The organism is Streptomyces sp. NPDC020958 (assembly GCF_055562175.1).
In genome coordinates, this window is record NZ_JBVHFU010000009.1 from 1 (window position 1) to 18,576 (window position 18,576).

14 protein-coding genes and 2 pseudogenes are annotated in these 18,576 nt (G+C 69.7%); 8 read left to right on the plus strand and 8 right to left on the minus strand.

Going from position 1 to position 18,576, the window contains the following annotated elements; genetic code table 11:
• Window positions 1-185: 185 nt before the first annotated feature.
• Window positions 186-1,010, plus strand: coding sequence for a hypothetical protein (locus ACZ3KP_RS24625; protein WP_467501750.1), 825 nt, complete (start codon window positions 186-188; stop codon window positions 1,008-1,010).
• A gap of 85 nt (window positions 1,011-1,095) precedes the next feature.
• Here ACZ3KP_RS24625 and ACZ3KP_RS24630 read toward each other — a convergent pair whose 3' ends face one another.
• A complete protein-coding gene (locus ACZ3KP_RS24630) occupies window positions 1,096-1,719 on the minus strand; it encodes a DUF6000 family protein (protein ID WP_467501751.1) in 624 nt (207 codons plus the stop codon).
• 1,374 nt (window positions 1,720-3,093) lie between these two features.
• On the opposite strand from ACZ3KP_RS24630, the gene ACZ3KP_RS24635 reads away from it, so the two are divergent.
• Complete coding sequence (locus ACZ3KP_RS24635; protein ID WP_467501752.1) at window positions 3,094-4,338, plus strand: IS256 family transposase; 1,245 nt, start codon at window positions 3,094-3,096, stop codon at window positions 4,336-4,338.
• Window positions 4,339-4,973: 635 nt separating this feature from the next.
• Here the strand turns inward: ACZ3KP_RS24635 and ACZ3KP_RS24640 are convergent.
• Both ACZ3KP_RS24640 and ACZ3KP_RS24645 read right to left on the minus strand, forming a co-directional pair.
• A complete protein-coding gene (locus tag ACZ3KP_RS24640; protein WP_467501753.1) occupies window positions 4,974-6,071 on the minus strand; it encodes a barstar family protein in 1,098 nt (365 codons plus the stop codon).
• 414 nt (window positions 6,072-6,485) lie between these two features.
• Window positions 6,486-6,842 (minus strand): putative quinol monooxygenase, encoded by a 357-nt coding sequence (locus tag ACZ3KP_RS24645; protein ID WP_467501754.1) that lies wholly within the window; start codon window positions 6,840-6,842, stop codon window positions 6,486-6,488.
• Window positions 6,843-7,115: 273 nt separating this feature from the next.
• Between ACZ3KP_RS24645 and ACZ3KP_RS24650 the strand changes: the two genes are divergently transcribed.
• On the plus strand, window positions 7,116-7,508 hold the full coding sequence (locus ACZ3KP_RS24650; protein WP_467501755.1) for a hypothetical protein: 393 nt from the start codon (window positions 7,116-7,118) through the stop codon (window positions 7,506-7,508).
• Between the two features lie 128 nt (window positions 7,509-7,636).
• Here the strand turns inward: ACZ3KP_RS24650 and ACZ3KP_RS24655 are convergent.
• Window positions 7,637-7,935: pseudogene (locus tag ACZ3KP_RS24655) on the minus strand (hypothetical protein).
• 637 nt (window positions 7,936-8,572) lie between these two features.
• Between ACZ3KP_RS24655 and ACZ3KP_RS24660 the strand changes: the two are divergent.
• From ACZ3KP_RS24660 to ACZ3KP_RS24675, 4 genes and pseudogenes are all read left to right on the plus strand, one after another.
• Window positions 8,573-9,127: pseudogene (locus tag ACZ3KP_RS24660) on the plus strand (GntR family transcriptional regulator); the annotation flags it as partial.
• A 468-nt stretch (window positions 9,128-9,595) separates the two neighbouring features.
• Window positions 9,596-11,260, plus strand: coding sequence for an energy-dependent translational throttle protein EttA (gene ettA, locus ACZ3KP_RS24665; RefSeq protein WP_132886877.1), 1,665 nt, complete (start codon window positions 9,596-9,598; stop codon window positions 11,258-11,260).
• A gap of 6 nt (window positions 11,261-11,266) precedes the next feature.
• Entirely contained in the window at window positions 11,267-11,680 is a 414-nt protein-coding gene (locus ACZ3KP_RS24670; protein ID WP_132886876.1) for an acyl-CoA thioesterase, read from the plus strand.
• Complete coding sequence (locus ACZ3KP_RS24675) at window positions 11,677-12,354, plus strand: DUF8185 domain-containing protein (protein WP_467501756.1); 678 nt, start codon at window positions 11,677-11,679, stop codon at window positions 12,352-12,354. The genes ACZ3KP_RS24670 and ACZ3KP_RS24675 overlap by 4 nt, the downstream gene beginning before the upstream one ends.
• A gap of 60 nt (window positions 12,355-12,414) precedes the next feature.
• On the opposite strand, the gene ACZ3KP_RS24680 is transcribed toward ACZ3KP_RS24675, so the two are convergent.
• A complete protein-coding gene (locus ACZ3KP_RS24680) occupies window positions 12,415-12,819 on the minus strand; it encodes a globin (protein ID WP_358972606.1) in 405 nt (134 codons plus the stop codon).
• A gap of 79 nt (window positions 12,820-12,898) precedes the next feature.
• Between ACZ3KP_RS24680 and ACZ3KP_RS24685 the strand changes: the two genes are divergently transcribed.
• Window positions 12,899-13,876, plus strand: a complete 978-nt coding sequence (locus ACZ3KP_RS24685; protein WP_467501757.1) for a methyltransferase domain-containing protein — start codon at window positions 12,899-12,901, stop codon at window positions 13,874-13,876.
• Window positions 13,877-13,898: 22 nt separating this feature from the next.
• On the opposite strand, the gene ACZ3KP_RS24690 is transcribed toward ACZ3KP_RS24685, so the two are convergent.
• From ACZ3KP_RS24690 to ACZ3KP_RS24700, 3 genes are all read right to left on the minus strand, one after another.
• Window positions 13,899-15,659: an FHA domain-containing protein gene (locus tag ACZ3KP_RS24690; protein WP_467501758.1), complete on the minus strand. Its 1,761-nt coding sequence runs from the start codon at window positions 15,657-15,659 to the stop codon at window positions 13,899-13,901.
• Window positions 15,660-15,737: 78 nt separating this feature from the next.
• The gene (locus ACZ3KP_RS24695; protein ID WP_467501759.1) at window positions 15,738-17,078 is read right to left on the minus strand and encodes a vWA domain-containing protein; all 1,341 of its coding nucleotides are present in this window, start codon (window positions 17,076-17,078) and stop codon (window positions 15,738-15,740) included.
• Window positions 17,079-17,210: 132 nt separating this feature from the next.
• A complete protein-coding gene (locus tag ACZ3KP_RS24700; RefSeq protein WP_467501760.1) occupies window positions 17,211-18,575 on the minus strand; it encodes a PP2C family serine/threonine-protein phosphatase in 1,365 nt (454 codons plus the stop codon).
• Window position 18,576 lies beyond the last annotated feature (1 nt).

Below are 18,576 nucleotides of genomic sequence, written 5' to 3' on the forward strand. Positions count from 1 at the left end.
TGCGGAGCCGCTTTCAGCAGGTCGTCGGTTCTCACGTAGAGTGCGGTCGCGAGGGTGTCCAGGTTGTTCGTCACACAACGATCTTGGACACCCTCGTTTACGTCTCTACAGGCACCCCTTGGAATAGATCATCTAGGGGCAAAACCCGGTCGGCGCCCGCCGGACAGAGGCGATACCGTTCCGCCGTGTGCATCTCAACAGGTGAGGCCGCGTTCTCCGGCACGATCGTGTACTGCGGGCGGCAGCACCACCCCGAGCACGGCCTCATCCACGTCCTGGGCTACCAGAACAGCGCCGCCAACCTGGCGGACGGCCCGAACGCCATGCTGCTGCACTTGCCCACCAGGCAGCTCAGCCCCCGGCACTTCCTCTCCGCCGGACGCACCGGAGACGTGCTGCACCGCATGGTCGCCGCCGTCGAGTCAGCCGCTGCCGCAGCCGACGGCATCGCGTGGATGGGCGGGGAACCCCAGCCCGTCCAGGTCTTCGACCACGATGTCTACACGGTCCTCCTGGCCGCTGACCCCACCGCGGTTCCCGGCGCGCTGCGGCAGGTGCCGCCGCACCGGCGCCCCAACCTCCACCCGGACCTCCTGCGCTTCTACGCCGACCACTTCCCCGACCACACCATCGCCGTGTGCTGCTTCGACAACGCCGACGCGCAACGCGCCAAGCCCCTGCTGCTGTGGTACGCACCCCTCGACCCTGACCGGCTGACCGTGCCAGCCCTGGACAGCCACACCGGAGCAGCGCCGGACCTCGACTCCGCCGTGCCCGTAGACCACTGGGTCCTGCTCTCCACAGACCAGGCCCCCTCCGGTTGGGGCGCACCCGTCGACTACCCCCGGGACATGCGCCACCACCTTCGTGCCTTCCTCCCCACCGCCGTCGTGGGCCAGCACTACGGCCGCGGGCAGACCCTGCCCAACGGGGACTTCACCATCCACCACCGCGACCTGCTCGCCGGCGACCTCGACCGCATCGAGCGCCTACAACCGAACCGCCGCTGAAGAGTTGGACGCACGAGAGGTCGCACGTCAGCCGAATCCGACATCACCCATTCAAGTTCAGTAGTTATCATCCTCAGCGGAGGACTCATGTCAGCCTGCCGGGGCAGTGCTCGGCAGCCTCATCAGCGAAAGCGCAGAGCTCGCCGACGAATTGTCGGTAGCTGTCGGGGGCGTCGCGGTCCTTGCTGGGCAGCCCATCGGTCCACTGCTGCCAGAGTCCGTGAGGCGCAAGGAATCGGGCTGTGTAGTCAGCACCGAGCTTGGCGTCGAGCAACAGGAGCGCGCCGAGGGCGGCTGTCTGGTCGTAGTAGAGGTCGGGGCGCCGCAGGTAGCGGTCGAGGTAAGCGACCAAGAGGTCTGCGTCGGCCCGGGTGCCGAAGCCGACCAGAGCGACGCAGTATGCCTGCCCCGCGTAGGGCCCTTCACTGGCGAGTAGGAGTTCGCCGAGACGATCCCGGAACTCGGATCTGCCGGCCACGGCGGCGAGCCAGGCTGCCGTCTTGCGCTCGCGCCACCCTCCGTCGAGCAGCGTGTCCAGTTCACGAGGACTGATCTCACTGGCTGCCTGTCCCAGCTTGCGGAGGAACTTGGTTCGGTCTCGTCCGCTCATCCCGAGAAGGCTGCCGCCAAGTTTGAGGTACCGCCGGTCGGGCGTGACGTAGCGGCGGATCAGCTTGAGCGGCTCTTCCTCTTCGTCTGCGCGGCGCATGGCAGCATCCTCGTATGGACGAAGCTGTCAGACCAGCAAATTGCCAGGCCGGCGCCTCGGCCCCCGGCCGTCTCAGTTTCCGTCTCATTCAGCCCCGTTCACGGCCGTTCAAGCAAGACTCGGAGCCGTCCCGGCACCTGCAGCCAGCCGCCCATGAACCCAGGTGAACGCCCCCGAACGACGCCCACCACCCCACCACCACAGTTGGAAAGCGTGCACCCTGCCATCGGCGGGCCGGATGTGGTGCGCGGTCGGCGCTGGCAGGTCACTGCTTGGCCATCGACGAAGCCCAGCCGTCGGTTAGGTCCCGGACGAGTCTCCAGGCCGCCCCCAGACAGGCCAGGGATGCAACCATTCCTTTCAGAGCTGGAACCCCCGGAAGCCGACCGCGCGCTGGAGAACATGGCCGCCGCCACTGACAACGGACCCGACGGTGATCGGCTGTCAGTTGTGGCCCGTTGGCCCCGCAACACAACCGCACCAGAACGAGGGGGGGAACGACGGCGAACCACGGTGAAAGCAGCCGAGCGCGCAAGGACCGCTCCCTGGTCGTTCGCGCAGGTCAGCGCCCGGACCTGTTCCAAAAGCCCGCAGCTTCCCAAGCTGAGAGCTCTCGCGTCGTCGTCGCGGACCGACCCTCCGAGGGCATACCTGGGTTACGAGACTGGCTGGGGCCGGTGAGGGTGCAGCGAGGCATGCGCGTGCCTGGTCGGTCGGCTGACCCGCTGTCGCGGGTGGAGCCGACTGGGCTGTGGCAGCGTCTATGCCAGCGAGGATTTTGGGGGACAGATGACTGACAATGGACCACAGCGGTCTACCAGGCTTCGCCTCGCGCGGCGGCGCCCGGCTCCGACTCGCGTCAGGGCCCGCGTTCGTGATGGAGCACCCGAGCCTGAACCAACGCCAGACCCGGGGCCGTCGCGGACGCGGAGGGTTTGGCAGCGAATTCCGTGGGTTCATATCGGCACCGTTGCCGGTGCCGTGGCAGCGATTGGTGGGCTCATCTTCACGGGCGTCGCGACGTATTACGGCGCGGTGGTGTCTCAAAATCAGCTCGAGCAGTCACGGGAGGACGCCGAAAAGAGAGGCAGCCAGCAAGCCGTTCGCATCTCATTTTGGTGGCAGGGTGAAACGAGCGAGGGTCGACTGCACGTCTTGAATCGCTCACCCGATCCCGTAACGAACATCACTCTCACCCTGGTGCTGTTCCAAGGGAGATCATGTCCCATGAGGTGGTGTAGCCGGGCAGGGTCCCGGAACGCGCGGGTGTCTGCCCGGGGCGTGCATCCGCTGACCGTGCATGCTCCCTGAACAAAGGCAGGCCATCGCGCAAGTCTCCCTGGTGAACGGGCAGTTCGACCGGAGGAGCACGCGATGGCCTTGTCCCAGTCTGAGCTGATGCGGCTGCTGGAGTCACTACGTCGGGCCGACGGAGTTGAAGCAATCAGGGTGGTGTGCGAGCGCATCCTGCAGGAGCTCATCGAGGCCGAGGCCACCGAGGTGATCGGTGCCGCGCCGCGCCAGCACTCCGAGACTCGCACGACCTGGCGCAACGGACACCGCGAACGCCTGCTGACCACGCAGGCCGGCGACCTGGACTTGAAGATCCCGAAAGTGCGCAGCGGGTCGTTCTTCCCGTCGCTGCTGGAGCGCCGACGGCGGATCGACCGGGCCCTGTTCGCCGTGGTGATGGAGGCATACGTGCACGGCGTGTCCACCCGAAGCGTGGACGACCTGGTCAAAGCACTCGGCGCGGACAGCGGGATCTCCAAATCCGAGGTCTCCCGCATCTGCGGGGAACTGGACGAGGAACTGACCGCGTTCAAGGAACGGCCGCTGGACCACACTGTCTTCCCCTACGTCTTCCTGGACGCCACCTACTGCAAGGCGAGGGTGAATCACCGGATCGCCTCGCAGGCCGTGGTCATCGCGACCGGGATCTCCGCCACCGGGCACCGCGAGATCCTCGGCCTGATGGTCGGCGACAGCGAGTCGAAGCCGTTTTGGACGAAGTTCCTGCGGTCCTTACGAGCGCGCGGCCTGGACAACGTCCAGCTGGTGATCTCCGACAGCCACAGCGGTCTGGTGGCCGCGATCCGCACGGTCTTCCTCGGCGCGGCCTGGCAAAGGTGCCGGGTTCACTTCGTCCGGGACGTCTTTTCGGTGATCGAGAGGGGCTCCGGGGAGATGGTCGCTGCCACCATCCGCACCATCTTCGCGCAGACCACCGGCGAGCAGGTGCGCACCCAGCTGAACGTGGTCGCCGACATGCTCGGACGGCAGTTCCCGCAGGTAAAGACGATGCTCCTGGATGCGGCAACAGACATCACCGCCTTCGCCGACTTCCCGCCGGCGCACTGGAAGAAGATCTGGTCCACCAACCCGCTGGAGCGGCTGAACCGGGAGATCAAACGCCGGGCCGACGTCGTCCAGGTCTTCCCCAACCCCGCCGCCCTGGACCGGCTTGCCGCCGCGGTCCTGGCCGAACTCCACGACGAGTGGCAGGTCTTCGACCGCCGCTACCTCTCCGAAGCCTCCATGGCCGAACTCTTCACCACCAAACCAGCCGAACCCGAACCACAGATCACCCCACAACCGGAACCGAAACAGCTGCCGTGACTACACCACTCCGCGGGACACCATCCCAAGGGAAGCGGCTGCTGAACCCGCGGGTGGTGCAGGTAGGAGTTCCCACTCTGGCGCCCTGTTCCGAGACACTCCTCACCGAAGCCAGCCTCAAGAAAGCGGCAAGCCGAATCGTTTCCGTTGGCCGAGACGACCGGACGGGCATGGAGAGCCTGCACTTCACAGATCGTAATGGCGAGAGTTGGGTGCGTTCATCGACCGGGCTTGAACGCTCCAGAGCCCTGGGTGCACAAGAGGCAAGACTGGAAACGATGCCATCACCCAAGGCGGCGGCAGTCTGTGACGACGGAACCAGCTGACACGGACGGAGGATCGGCAACTGAGCAGCACAGTCGGTTTCCCAGTGCGGCTGAGGGAAATCTGGGTGTTCTGACGAGCCCCCCACCTAGCCGATAGTTCGGGACAAGGAGGTTGCCGTGCCACAGCCGTGCCAGATGCAGGGGTCAGCCACAGACAACACGGGTGCATAGCAGGCTCGCCCATGTCCGGTAGCTCTACCAATAAAACGGCAGGTCACCGACAAGGCGCCCAACCCTTCCTCCCAAAGCGGGGGTCGCAGTTCGAATCCTGCCAGCGACGCAAGGACTGGGGAGATGTTCGGACGGGGATCACTCCAGGGTGACGTGCATGCCGCCCTCGGCTAGGACATCGAGGACATCGGCGAATAGGTCGTGGGGCTGGCCGTCTGGGGTCAGGGTCCGGGACAGGTACGTGCGTGCGGTCCCGGCGTTCCGCCAGAGCAGGGTTGCAGGGGCGGTGTAACCGAAGGTGCCGCGCAGGCAGTCGTCGAGGGCGGCCAGACAGCCGCCGAAGTAGCCACCCGGCCCGTTCACCGCCTCCCCAAGCGCCAGATAGAGGCCCGGTTCGTCGGTGATGTGTCGGCCGTCGAGTTCGTAGGCATGACCAGCCGGCCGGTCGTGGTGAGAGCGTCGGCATGCCCGCTCGCGTACGAGATCGAGCCAGGCCCCGCGGCGCCGGGTGTCGAGGCCCGTCCAGGTACCCAGGGTGTCCGGCGGCCCGACGAACCACCGCTCCCAGATGGGCCGGGCGAACTCGGGAACCGGGGTGAAGAACTGCCCGTCAAGCTCCAGGTCGATCAGATCTGTCCCGTAGGAGGATGGGCGCCAGGAGCGGACTCTGGTCCACAGCAGCCGATCGGTGAGCGGCTCGCCCTGGGCGTCCTGTATCTCCAGGGCGGCCTCCTCCAGGTCCAGCGCCCGTCGGGTGCCCTTCAGCAATGCGGCTCGCAGCTGATCACTCTGGGCAAGTCCCCGCAGGACAAGCCGGGGCGCGGCTTGCTCGGCCGGCAGGACGCGGGTGGATTTCCGACAGGAGCCCAGCCACCGATGCCCGTCGTGTACTCGGACACGACCCGTGTGTCCCTCAGGCGGACCTTCGTAGTCGTCCAGGCCAGTGAGCACGAGACTGCCGGTCCCCAAGAGCTGTCCTGGGGTTTCCACGTCCTCCAGCAGCCAGGGCTCAACGGCATCGTCGTCCGGCACCATCCACACTCGGCTGCCGACCCAGCCCCCGATCTGGTCACCTTCCGGTACCCAGCCGAACAGTTCATACGTCCCGCGCCGGGGCTCACCGAAGAGTCCGTCTACTGCGGCGCACACGCCCCAGACGTCGCCGCGCTCCGTCTCCGTCAGCCTGTATCGCCCATGCCTGCGATGATTCCAGTCCTCACGCACGGTGGTAATCATGCCCAGACGAGGCTTTCACGACGAAGCTCTTTCCAGTTGGTCATAGTGCTTCAAACAGCCTCTGCCCTCAGCGTAGGCAGCCTGGGTGAGTGTCCAACTGCGTGACAACGCATGCGAACAGCGGCGAACAAGCCCGGACGTCTGCGAACCGTCAGCGAAGGTGAAACCCACACCAGCCCAAGGCAGCGTCCCCGCCCAAGTTTCTTCGGGACGAAGCAGTTTCGTTGGCAAAGCATGCAGGGAAGGGGGCGGTGGGTCGGCATGGACTACAGTCCCGGGGCGGACGTGCCGTCAGTCCGTCCAGGGCCCGGTTCACCGGACGCTGGGCCCGTTCTCACTGGTCTGGCCCGGCCGAGGTGAAGGCGACGCTCAAGGCGATTCAGTCCCAAGCGACCTTGCGCGGACAGCGAGTGGTCAAGACTCGGTGGTTCGGGCGTGAACATGGACGGCGTGACCGTAGAAGCCCTCGGGCTGCCGAGCCAGGAGTGAAGGAAGCCGGCGCGTCACTGCTGCGACCGGCTCGGAACGGGTGGTCGCATCGTGTGCATCCTTGTCGATCCACAGCTGCGTCAGCCAGATTGTGTCCGGGTCGTCAAAGGCCGTGTTGATGCTGTAAGTGAGCAGGCCGCTGTCATCGCCGCCCGCGCGGAATCCGTCAAGGAGCACGGCGATCAGCTCGTCACGCCGACCAGGCAGTGCGGTCATTCGTCCGTAGACACTGAACATGCTCCCGCTTGACATGCGCTCACCCTTCGCCTGATCTATGCGCATTCGAGTGCTGTGAGCCGCCTCGAGACATTGCTTAGTCCGCGGGTGACGGGTCTACGGCCATCATGAGGATACGCGCAGGCATGCAGCACTCGCCGCTGACATCCAGGCCTGACATCAACGAGCACGGACACCAGCAGTCCCGAGCGTCCGACAGCAGCGGGAGGGATCCCGAGTACGTCCGTCTTGAAGGACTCCTGATCGAACTCCTGAAGCGGGTGTACGGGAGTGTGTGAGAGGCATCCCGGCATGTGGGGACCATGTCACCATTGGGCGATGCTGACCGAGGAGGACGCGCGCCGACTGGTGCTTGCCGAGATTGTCGACGTACGGGGCAGCGTCGAGTACGACCTTCAAATCCTGCGTGTGGAGGCCTTGCCGTTCGGGTGGATCTTCTACTGGGGGGCCGTCTGGGATGGTCAGAGCGGACCCCGCCCTCGGTTGGGGGGCAATGGTCCCTTCCTGGTAGATCGTGAAAACGGGCGGCTGATTCGAACTGCCACCAGCGTCCCCGTCGCCCGCCAGATCGCCGACTACGAACGGCGGTTACGACGCGAAGCTCACGCCCGGAATCTGGCAGCCAAACAAGCCGTACAGCAGGGTGCTACCACAACCCCGGCGACTGTCTTCGTTCATCGGCGGCCCTCAGGGGCCTCGGAGCGACCGTAATGACCGCCGTTGACCGAACTGGCTAGAGCTACGGATCAAAAAGTCACAGGGTGAGACGCCCTGGCCTCTTACCAGGGCGTCTCACCCTGTCCTCAGTTCTGTCTACCCCTGTTGGACTTCTAGCGGCGTTACATCCCGGGCTCCGTCGCCGCGTCGCGGCGGCCGCGGCTGGTGGCTACACGCAGTACATCTCGTAACGCGTCGACCAACTGGACAGCGTAGAAGCTCAGTTCCTCGTCGGTCGTGGTCTCACCGTCAAGCACCTGAGGCGCTTGCTCCAGTAGTTCCCCTGCCATGCCGAGTTGTATCGACTCGACGTGGTCCGCGAGGCGGACATGAAGCCTTCCGGGTCGTCGGTGTTCAGATAGCAGGGCTTGCCTTCCGGTCCCACCCACGGGAGAAGCCTCAACTCGTTCCGCGCCGTCATGGCTTCTCCTGTCTCGCGATGGTTGTGGATCCAGGGGACGAGTGGCATGGGCAGTCGCACGCCTCGTAGATCACCGGGACGTCGACCGGTGCCAAGGCCGGAGAGGACTCCGCGCAAGCGTGATGAGTACCGATGTGGCATGCCGTTGAGCGGTAGGGGGTGACTGCGGTCTCCGTGCTGCTCGGCTCCCGTTGGGAGGGCATCAGCCGACCTCCAGGAATGGCGTCCACGTGGCGGCCGGCGAGGGGTGCAAGGCTTCGGCAGTCAGAGCGTGCCGTCGTGCATGCTTCTCCCAGGCCAGGATGTATGGGCGGACCAGTGCGACGTCCTCACCCCTGAGCAGGTAGCGATGGCCCGCCCATTCGCGGACCAGCCCCATAGTGGCCGTCGTTTTCTCCACAGGCCTGGAGGAAGCGGGGGTTGCCGACGGGCAGGACGGCGGTAAGCCGCGACGGTGCCTGCCCCTGGGGGCGTTACGCGCCCTGGTGGAGGAGAGGGCGCGGCGGATACGGTTGAGCACGCTGAATCAGCTCCTATCGCTGATGGCTCGGTCCCCCGGCATCGCCCGCCGCGGGGACCGCTTTGCGTACGACCGCCCAGAGGGTGCGGCCGCTCAAGCTGGTGGCGTGGAGCCCCGTACGTCGCCGAGCCCCGGCAGCGCGTGCGGGTCGTCCGGTCCTCGGCGCGCGAGCAGCCCCAGGGGTCGCCGTTCCGCGCGGACATGAAGGCCCTCGGCAAGCAGGGCGACTGTGAGAGCCGGACCGACGCCGAGGTCCCCGCTCCCGCCGACATCGCGGCGCGGCTGGGCATCGCGGAAGGCGAGCTCTGCGTGCGGACCTCGTACGAGTTCCTGGCCGACGGCAGGCCCGTGCAGCTCTCCACGAGCTGGGAGCCCTACGACCTCACCGCCGGCACCCTCGTCGTCCTCCCCGAGGGAGGCCCGCACGCCGGGACAGGCGTCGTGAACCGCATGGCCGCCATCGGGATCACCGTCAGCCACGCCGTGGAGCAGCCCGAGCCCCGGCAGGCCACCGCCGAGGAAGCCTCACTCCTCGGCATCCAGAAGGCCGCTCTCGTCACCCACATCCGGCGGACCTACTACAGCGACCAGGGACGGCCAGTCGAGACCGCGGACATCATCGTGCCCGCCGCACACTGCGAGATCGTCTACGAGATCCCGATCAACCGGTGAGGCGCGGCCTCTTCACGGAACGGCTGGGCGCGTCAAACCTGCGGATGTGTCGATGTCCACCAGCTCACGGGACAGGAATTCCTGCAGTGCCCCCCCGGCTGGCTCCGTGCCTCAGTCGGCGCAGGATCGGGGCGATGAGGCAGTCGTACTCGTCCTGCACAAGATCGGCCACGCCGATCGGGTCCCACTCGTTGAGCAGCGCCGTAGACCGGCCTGTGCGTCCGCTGCTGCCATGGCGCGACGATGTCATGTCCGTCAGTGATCGTCTGCTGGGCCGTCCCTGGGCCGTCCGAGGCTCCCCGGAGGCCAATCGACAGCGACCGGCAGTGACAGGCGGGTGATCGCCGCCACCAGTGAACCCCCAGCTCACAGCCCCCCGACCGAACGGGTTAACACCAGAGGCTGGACGTCAGGCAAGATGGGATGTATCTGCCCACTGCCTGATTTCAAGCTGCCGGACGGTTTCTCTTGGCTGAGTTCATTTACACCATGCGCAAGACGCGCAAGGCAATCGGCGACAAGGTGATCCTTGATGACGTCTCGCTGAACTTCCTGCCCGGCGCGAAGATCGGTGTGGTCGGCCCGAACGGTGCCGGCAAGTCCACCATTCTGAAGATCATGGCGGGGCTGGACCAGCCGTCCAACGGTGACGCGTACCTCTCCCCGGGCTACACCGTCGGCATCCTCCTCCAGGAGCCGCCCCTCAACGAGGAGAAGACCGTCCTGGAGAACGTCCAGGAGGGTGTCGCCGAGGTCAAGGGCAAGCTCGACCGGTTCAACGAGATCGCCGAGCTGATGGCGACCGACTACTCCGACGCGCTCCTCGACGAGATGGGCAAGCTCCAGGAGGAGCTGGACCACGCCAACGCCTGGGACCTCGACGCCCAGCTGGAGCAGGCCATGGACGCCCTCGGCTGCCCGCCCGGCGACTGGCCCGTCACCAACCTCTCGGGTGGTGAGCGGCGCCGCGTCGCCCTGTGCAAGCTGCTGCTCGAGGCCCCCGACCTGCTGCTCCTCGACGAGCCCACCAACCACCTCGACGCCGAGTCGGTGAACTGGCTGGAGCAGCACCTGGCCAAGTACGAGGGCACCATCGTGGCCGTCACCCACGACCGGTACTTCCTGGACAACGTGGCCGGCTGGATCTGCGAGGTCGACCGCGGCCGGCTGCACGGCTACGAGGGCAACTACTCCAAGTACCTGGAGACCAAGCAGGCGCGTCTCAAGGTCGAGGGCCAGAAGGACGCCAAGCGCGCCAAGCGGCTCAAGGAGGAGCTGGAGTGGGTGCGCTCCAACGCCAAGGGGCGCCAGGCCAAGTCCAAGGCCCGTCTCGCGCGGTACGAGGAGATGGCCGCCGAGGCCGACAAGATGCGGAAGCTGGACTTCGAGGAGATCCAGATCCCGCCGGGCCCGCGGCTCGGCAGCATCGTCGTCGAGGTCAACAACCTCACCAAGGGCTTCGGCGACAAGGTCCTGATCGACGACCTGAGCTTCACCCTGCCCCGTAACGGGATCGTCGGGGTCATCGGCCCCAACGGCGCCGGCAAGACCACGCTCTTCAAGATGATCCAGGGTCTGGAGACCCCGGACGCCGGCACCATCAAGGTCGGCGAGACCGTCAAGATCTCGTACGTCGACCAGAGCCGCGCCAACATCGACCCGAAGAAGACCCTGTGGGCGGTCGTCTCCGACGAGCTCGACTACATCAACGTGGGCCAGGTCGAGATGCCGAGCCGCGCCTACGTCTCCGCCTTCGGGTTCAAGGGCCCCGACCAGCAGAAGCCGGCCGGCGTGCTCTCCGGCGGTGAGCGCAACCGGCTGAACCTGGCCCTCACCCTGAAGCAGGGCGGCAACCTGCTGCTCCTCGACGAGCCGACCAACGACCTCGACGTCGAGACCCTCGGCAGCCTGGAGAACGCGCTGCTGGAGTTCCCGGGCGCGGCCGTGGTCGTCTCCCACGACCGGTGGTTCCTGGACCGGGTGGCCACCCACATCCTCGCCTACGAGGGCGACTCCAAGTGGTTCTGGTTCGAGGGCAACTTCGAGTCGTACGAGAAGAACAAGATCGAGCGGCTCGGTCCGGACGCCGCCCGTCCGCACCGCGCCACCTACAAGAAGCTGACCCGGGGCTGATCGGTCTTGCGCCACATCTACCGCTGCCCCCTGCGCTGGTCCGACATGGACGCGTACGGCCACGTCAACAACGCGGTCTTCGTCCGCTACCTGGAGGAGGCCCGCATCGACTGGCTGTTCCGGCCGGACAAGGAGTTCAAGCAGGGGTCGGTGGTGGCGCGCCACGAGATCGACTACAAGCGGCAGCTCGTCCACCGGCACCACCCGGTCGACATCGAGCTGTGGGTCACCGAGATCAGGGCCGCGTCCTTCACCGTCACCTACGAGGTGAAGGACGACGACCTGGTCTACGTCCGGGCCTCGACGGTGGTCGTGCCGTTCGACTTCGAGTCCGGACGGCCGCGTCGGCTCACCGCCGAGGAACGTGACTTCCTCGCGGAGTACCGGGACGACGACAAGGAGGAGGCCGTCGCCGCATGACGGATCTCCACCTGGCCGACGACGGGGAGGCGGCGGACCTCGCGGCCTTCCTCTCCCGGCTGCTGCGCTACGACCGTTTCGCCGCCGTCCGCCTCCAGGCGGCCGGCACCGCGCTCGCCGTCTTCGGCCGGCCGCCGTCCTTCGAGGTGCTGGCCGTCCGCGCGGTGCGCCTGGCCAAGCCGTACGAGGACGGTCTCGACGTCACCCTCGACGTGACCGTGTCCGCGGGGGAGCTGCTGGAGTCCGTGGACGAGCAGGCCGGTACGGCCGCCGTGCCCGGGGCCGTGACCGGGCCGCCGTGGGCCGGTGTGCTGCCCCCGCGGGGCGGCTGGCAGCCCGAGCCCGGCCTGCCCGCGCCGCAGGCGCTGCGCGCCACCGTGGCCGCCGCGGTGCGCGAGTTCCGCTCCCGCACGGACGAGCTGCCGCCGGACGGCCGTACCCGCGACGCGCTGGACCGGATCGGCCGGGACATCTGGTCCCGGACCGTGGGTGCCACCGGGCTCCCGGTGCGGGCCGTGCACGCGGCCCAGTCGCTGGGCTTCCTGCGGCCCGCCGGCCCGGCCGACGAGGCGGTTCTGCTGTCGGCGGGGGCGTGGCTGCGGCTGCGGACACCGTTCGGGTCGATCGCCGTGCGCCGGGCAGGACTCGGGTCGCTGGGCGTCAGCGTCCGCTGACTCGCCCGGGTCCGCTCTCCCCCCAGCGTCCGCTGAGGGACCGTTCGTACGGGGAGCGGGTCAGTCCGGGGTGTTGATCATCGAGGCGGCCGCGTAGGTGAGGTAGTTCCAGAGCTGTTCCCGGTGCTCCTCGGCGAGCCCCAGCTCGTCCACCGCCACCCGCATGTGCCGCAGCCAGGCGTCGTGCGCCGCCCGGTCCACCGTGAACGGGACGTGCCGCATCCGCAGCCGGGGGTGACCACGGTTGTCGCTGTACGTCGTGGGGCCGCCCCAGTACTGCATGAGGAACAGGGTGAGCCGCTCCTCGGCCGGACCCAGGTCCTCCTCCGGGTACATCGGCCGCAGCAGCTCGTCCTCGGCGACGCCCTCGTAGAAACGGTGGACCAGCCGGCGGAACGTGTCCTCCCCGCCGACCAGCTCGTAGAAGGTCTTCTCCTGAAGCGTGCCGCGCCGAATCTCTGTCACCCGTACATGGTCTCAGACCGGGTGACCCAGGACTCAAGGCTTAGGACCTGTCTGGCCGCCGGGTGCCTAGGCTGGAGGCATGGGCCCCTACGACGCGGAGACCGAGGAGCTCGCCGCCGGCGCGCGGGCCGAGCTGGTGCGGGAGATCGACGCCGAGGGGGTCTGGGCGGCGCAGCCGGTGTGGCGGGCCGCCTTCGAGGCGGTGCCCCGGCACCTGTTCGTGCCGTACTACTACGTCGCCGGGGTGCGGGGGTACGAGCGCCGGTGGGGCGAGAGTCCCGACCCGGCGGCTCGGGAGCGGTGGGTGCGGGGCGCGTACGAGGACGTTCCGCTGGCCACCCGGCTGCGCGACGGTGAGCTGCTGTCCTCCAGCAGCCAGCCGTCGCTGATGGCGCGGATGCTGGTGGCACTGCGGGTGGCCGACGGCGACCGGGTGCTGGAGATCGGCGCGGGCACCGGGTACAACGCGGCGCTGCTGGCCCACCGGCTGGGGGACGACGGCCTGGTCACGACCGTGGACGTGGAGCCGGAGATCGTCGAGTCGGCGCGGCGGCACCTGGCGTCGGCGGGGTACCGGCCGGCCGTCGTCACGGGGGACGGGGCGCGGGGGGTGCCGGAGCGGGCGCCGTACGAGCGGATCATCGCGACGTGCGCGCTGCCGGGGGTGCCGCGGGCCTGGGTCGGCCAGTGCGTGCCGGGGGCGCGGATCCTCTCCCCGGTGGCCACGGGGCTGCTGGCGCTGGCCGTGGCGGGCGCGGGGCGTGCCGAGGGCCGGTTCCTGGCCTCGGCGGCGTTCTTCGTGCCGTTGCGGGGGGTGGCGAGGGCGGCCGGGGCGGGGGATGCGGGCGGGGTGCCGACCTGGGCCCTCGGGGACGAGTCCTTCCAGTTCCTGGCGGAGCTGACCCGGGGGGTGCTCACGGCGAAGGAGGCCTACGAGGTGTGGGCGGCTGAGGGCAGGCCGGGGCGGGAGCGGTACGGGGTGACGGTGGAGGAGGGCGGGGAGTGGCTGTGGCTGGACGACCGGGAGGGGCCGTTCGTCTGGCCGCTCCCGGTCTGACGCCCACTGCGGGGCGCCGCGCTCAGCCCCGCCGGACGGTGATCGTCGTCCAGGCGCCCACGTGCACCCGGTCGCCGTCCTGGAGGGGCACCGGGACGAAGGGCTGGATCGGTTCCTCGCCGCCGTTCACCGTGGTGCCGTTCGTCGAGTTCTGGTCGACGACCGCCCAGCTGCCGTCCGGCTGCTGGACCAGCACCGCGTGCTGGTGCGAGACGCCCGGGTCCTCCGGCGGCACCGACAGGTCGATGTCGGGGGTGTCGCCGGTGGAGTGCCGGCGGCGGCCGATGGTGACCTGGTTGCCGGTGAGGGTGCGCTGCTGCTCGGGGGAGTACGCGGGCAGGTTGAGGCCGGCCGCCTCCGGGCCCGAGCGCTGCATCATCGCCATGAAGTACTCGCGGTCGGGGCCGATCGTCGCCGTCCAGGTCGCCGGGCCCTGCGGGGCCTGCGGGAAGCCGGAGCCCGGGGCCTGGCCGGAACCGGGCTGCGGGTAGCCGTAGCCGCCGGGGCGGGCGCCGGGTCCGCCGGGTCCGCCCGACGGCGGGGAGATCACCCAGTCGTCGTCACCGCCGCCGAAGGACGGGCCGCCGGCCGGGGGCCGGGTGGTCTCCTGCGGGAAGCCGGGCGGGGCCGACTGCTGGAAGGCGCCGGGCGCGCCCGCGGCGGTCGCGCCGGGACCGCCGGGCGGCGGCGGAACCGGCGGCCGGGACGGGTCGCCGCCGAAGGGGCCGGCCGCGGGGCCGCCGGGGTCGCGGGTGTAGGGGCCGGAGGCCTGACCGCTGCCGGGGGCGCCGCCGAACGCGGAGGGGCCGCCGCCGGGGTTCTGGCCCGGCCTGCCGCCGAACGCCGAAGGCCCGCGCTCGCCGCCGAAGGGCGGGGGGCCGGACTGGCCCCGGTCGCCGCCGAACTGCGGGGGACCGGACTGGCCGCGGTCGCCCCCGAAGGGCGGGGGACCGGAGGCGCCGCGCTCCTCGCCGGAGGTCGGCGGCCCGGACTGGCCGCGGTCGTTCCCGTAGGGCGGGGGGCCCGACTGGCCGCGGTCGCCGCCGAACTGCGGGGGACCGGACTGGCCGCGGTCGCCCCCGAAGGGCGGAGGACCGGACTGGCCGCGGTCGCCACCGAAGGCGGGGGAGCCGGACTGGCCGCGCTCGCCGCCGAAGGGCGGGGGCCCGGAGGTGCCGCGGTCCTCGCCGAAGGCGGGCGGCCCGGACTGGCCGCGGTCGCCGCCGAACTGCGGGGGACCCGACTGGCCGCGGTCGCCGAACGCCGGGGGGCCGCCGCGCTCGCCCGCGAACGGCGTCGGGCCCGAGGGCTCGCTGCCGAAGGACGGGATCGGCTCGGCGGGCCGGTTCACCTGCGAGGGGCGCGAACCCTGGTACTCGTACGAGTCGGTGTTGCCGCCGTACGACGGCGGGGTGGGCGGCCGGAAGGTGGGCGCGCCCTGGCCGGGCCCCGACGGGCGCGGCGCGGCCGGGGTGTACGACGTCGCCGTGTTGGTCAGGAAGTTCCAGCGGCACTCCTCGCAGAACGGCGCACCGCCCTCCCGGGGCGTACGGCACTGCGGGCACAGCTCCGCCTCGGAGCCGTTCGGCACGGCCGAGAGGTGACGGCCGCCGGGGCCGCCCGCGGGCCCGCCGGCCGGGGCGCCGGGCGCGGGCGGCGGGAAGCCGTAGCCGCCGCCGGCGGTCGGCGGGGGCGGCGGAGGTACGGCACCGGCCATGCGGTGACCGCACACCTCGCACCAGTCGTCGGAACCCGACTGGTGTCCGTTCGGGCAGGTCGGCATGTCGGTGCTTCCCTCTCTGTCAGGTTCGTCCTGAGCCTGTCTGGGTGTCCTGCGGATACCGCTGGGTCTGCTCTCAGGTCACTTCTTTACACGAACAGTCTTTGTGGACCGTGTCTCGAGAGTCATCTCGTCGGCCTCCGCAACCTTCGCTTTGAGTCGCACAGTACCCGTCGCGGCGTCGACCACGTCCACCACCTTCGCAAGCAGTTTCGCAGTATCCGCGTTACCGGAAGCGCTTGCCAACTGAACGGCCCGACCCAGTTTGGCGGTTGCTCCGTCCATATCGCCCGCTTTGCGCAGGTCCAGACCCTGTTGGATGGCTTGTGCCAGTTCGGCCTGACCGGTGTAGTGGGCGACTTGGGGGTTGATGGAGGTCGAGGCGGCCATGTCGTCCGTCCACACCGCCCTGATCAGGCCCTGTGCGCCCAGGTTCTGGACACTGCCGTCGGGCTGCGGGACCACCAACGAGACCCGCGCGGCGAGCATTTCCTGGCCGAGGCCGGCCGAGGGGACCTCCACGCAGACGTGGTAGTCGCGCGACTCGTCACCCCAGGAGCCGGTCGGATAGTCCCCGGCGCGCGGGCCGGCCTCGGTGCGCCGGTCGGTCAACTGCTCCACGGTGGGCGCCACTTGCTTGACGAACTTGATGGTCGTGCCGACCGGGGTCCACAGTCTGAGCGCGACGTCGGCGACCTCCTTGCCCATCGCCGTCTCCATCATCTGCGTGAAGTCGGCGGCCAGGCCCGCGGGATCGGCGACGATGTCCGCGGTGCCGAGCAGTGCGGAGGCTATCCCTGTGACTTCTTTCACTTCCCAGTCGGTGCCCACCCCGCGGGCGTCACAGGTGAACCGTCCGGCGCAGGAGTCCAGGGCGGCCCTCAGGTCCTCCGGCGACTCGTGCTCGTTGCGGCCGTCGGTGAGCAGGATGCCGTGCCGGATCGCGACGTCCGCCGAGGACAGCAGCCGGTCGGCCAGGCGCAGCCAGGTCCCGATCGCCGTACCGCCGCCCGCGCTCAGCCTGCGCAGCGCCTGCTTGGCCTGCTCCCGGGTGGTGCGGTCGGCCACCGCGAGCCGCCCGCCGCCCGGGTAGACCTCCTTGGCGACGTGCGTGCCGCCCACCACCGCGAAGTGGGTGCCGTCGCGCAGGGTGTCGATCGCGGCCGCCGTGGCGTCCCGGGCGTTGCGCATCTTGGTGGGCGGGTAGTCCATCGAACCCGAGCAGTCCACCATGATCGCCACCCCCGCCGACGGCCCCTGCCCGGGCGCGTACGAGGCGCCGACCGAGCTCCCGAGGGTGCCGCCGCCTGTCGAGGTGACCGTGACGATCGCGTTGACCTCGCGGCCCCCGTCCGGCAGGTACTCGTTCTGGTACACGTCCACCGAGAACTGCGGCACGTTCGACTTCGAGAAATTGGCCATGACTGCTCCGGTCCCCCTCCACCCACGCGTGATGGGTGCTGACTGTGTGCGGACCGGTCCCCTCCGGCCCGCCCGTGCTTCCCCTGCGCTACCCCGTTCCGCTCTCCCGTTTACGGCCGTTTTGCGGCGGCCTCAGGCGGATCCTGCCCCCTGCGGCGGCGCCGGGAACGGCAGCAGCGCCACTGTTACGTTGTCGTGGCCCCCGCCGTCCAGGGCGTGGCCGACCAGGACCCGGGCGGCGTGCAGCGGTCGCAGCGCCACGTCCGCGGGGACGATCTCGGACATCTCCTCGGCCGTCTCCGCGTAGTTCCACAGGCCGTCGGTGCACACCACCACCACACCGGGCCGGTCCGGCTTGAAGGACGCGGTGTGCGGCTCCAGTTCGTAGGCGTCCGCGCCGAGCCAGCCGGTGATCGCGTGGGCCCGCTCGTCGGCGTACGCCTGCGCCTCGCTCATCAGGCCCGCCGCCACCATCTGCGCGGCCCAGGAGTCGTCCTCGGTGAGACGGGCCGGCGGTGCGCTGCGGTCCGCCGGCACCCAGTAGGCGCGGCTGTCGCCGACCCAGCCGACGACCAGCAGGCCCGAGGTGACCACCGAGCCGACGATCGTGCACGCGGGCGCGTTCTGGTGCGGGGTGTGCTCGCGGGCCGAGGTGGGCTCGTCGGCCAGCGCGTTGACGGCGTGGGACGCGGCGACGATCGCCTCGTGCAGCGCCGCCTGCGGATGGGTGCCCTGCGGGAGCGCGGTGAGCAGGGACTCGCCCGCGGCCCGGGACGCGGCCATGGAGGCCTCGTCGGGGCGGGTCGCCGAGGAGACGCCGTCGCAGACCACCGCGAGCACCGCCGGGGTGCCGTCGGGCAGCGCGGTGCGGCCGACGGCGAACGCGTCCTCGTTGCGGTGGTGGCGCAGACCGCGGTCGCTGACCGCGGCCACCGGACCCGACTCCTGCTCCATGTGGTCGCGCTCCCGGGGCTGGGCGTGCCCGCAGTTCTCGCAGTAGCCGTCGTCGTCGACCCGGCCCGCCCGGCAGGCCACGCACACCTTCGCCGCCCCGGCGGACTCGGCGGCCCCAGAGCTCTCGACGTTCTCGGCGTTCTCGGCGGCGGAGGCGGCCACCCGTGGGTCCGGCGCCTGCAGCGGGTAGTCCTCGTCGGGCTCCGGCGGCCGGTCGAACCGCACCCCGGAGGCCGGTGACACCGGCGAGCCGTGCGGCGGCGAACCGGGCAGCGGCGTGCCGCCCGAGTCGGTGCCGGGCAGATCGGTCGGCAGGTGCGGGGCAGCGGGCGTCGAGGAGCTCTCCGGCTCGGGCGGGGGCCAGTTCACACCGGAGGGTCCCACACCGGAGGCGCCCATGGTGAGGGTCGGGTGGTCCGGCGGCGCGGCGGGCACGGCCGACAGGTCGTACCCGCACGCACCACAGAAGAGATCACCCGATTCGAGCGGCTCCGCGCAGCTCGGGCACTTCGCCGGTGCGGCCTGCTGGGGCATCTGCGACATC

Excerpts from the sequence above, each read along its gene's own strand:
- ACZ3KP_RS24640 (WP_467501753.1), bottom strand. The coding sequence starts at position 6,071 with ATGATTACCACCGTGCGTGAGGACTGGAATCATCGCAGGCATGGGCGA.
- ACZ3KP_RS24635 (WP_467501752.1), top strand. The coding sequence starts at position 3,094 with ATGGCCTTGTCCCAGTCTGAGCTGATGCGGCTGCTGGAGTCACTACGT.
- ACZ3KP_RS24695 (WP_467501759.1), bottom strand. The coding sequence starts at position 17,078 with ATGGCCAATTTCTCGAAGTCGAACGTGCCGCAGTTCTCGGTGGACGTG.
- ACZ3KP_RS24675 (WP_467501756.1), top strand. The coding sequence starts at position 11,677 with ATGACGGATCTCCACCTGGCCGACGACGGGGAGGCGGCGGACCTCGCG.
- ACZ3KP_RS24685 (WP_467501757.1), top strand. The coding sequence starts at position 12,899 with ATGGGCCCCTACGACGCGGAGACCGAGGAGCTCGCCGCCGGCGCGCGG.
- ACZ3KP_RS24630 (WP_467501751.1), bottom strand. The coding sequence starts at position 1,719 with ATGCGCCGCGCAGACGAAGAGGAAGAGCCGCTCAAGCTGATCCGCCGC.
- ACZ3KP_RS24700 (WP_467501760.1), bottom strand. The coding sequence starts at position 18,575 with ATGTCGCAGATGCCCCAGCAGGCCGCACCGGCGAAGTGCCCGAGCTGC.
- ACZ3KP_RS24650 (WP_467501755.1), top strand. The coding sequence starts at position 7,116 with ATGCTGACCGAGGAGGACGCGCGCCGACTGGTGCTTGCCGAGATTGTC.
- ACZ3KP_RS24645 (WP_467501754.1), bottom strand. The coding sequence starts at position 6,842 with ATGCGCATAGATCAGGCGAAGGGTGAGCGCATGTCAAGCGGGAGCATG.
- ACZ3KP_RS24690 (WP_467501758.1), bottom strand. The coding sequence starts at position 15,659 with ATGCCGACCTGCCCGAACGGACACCAGTCGGGTTCCGACGACTGGTGC.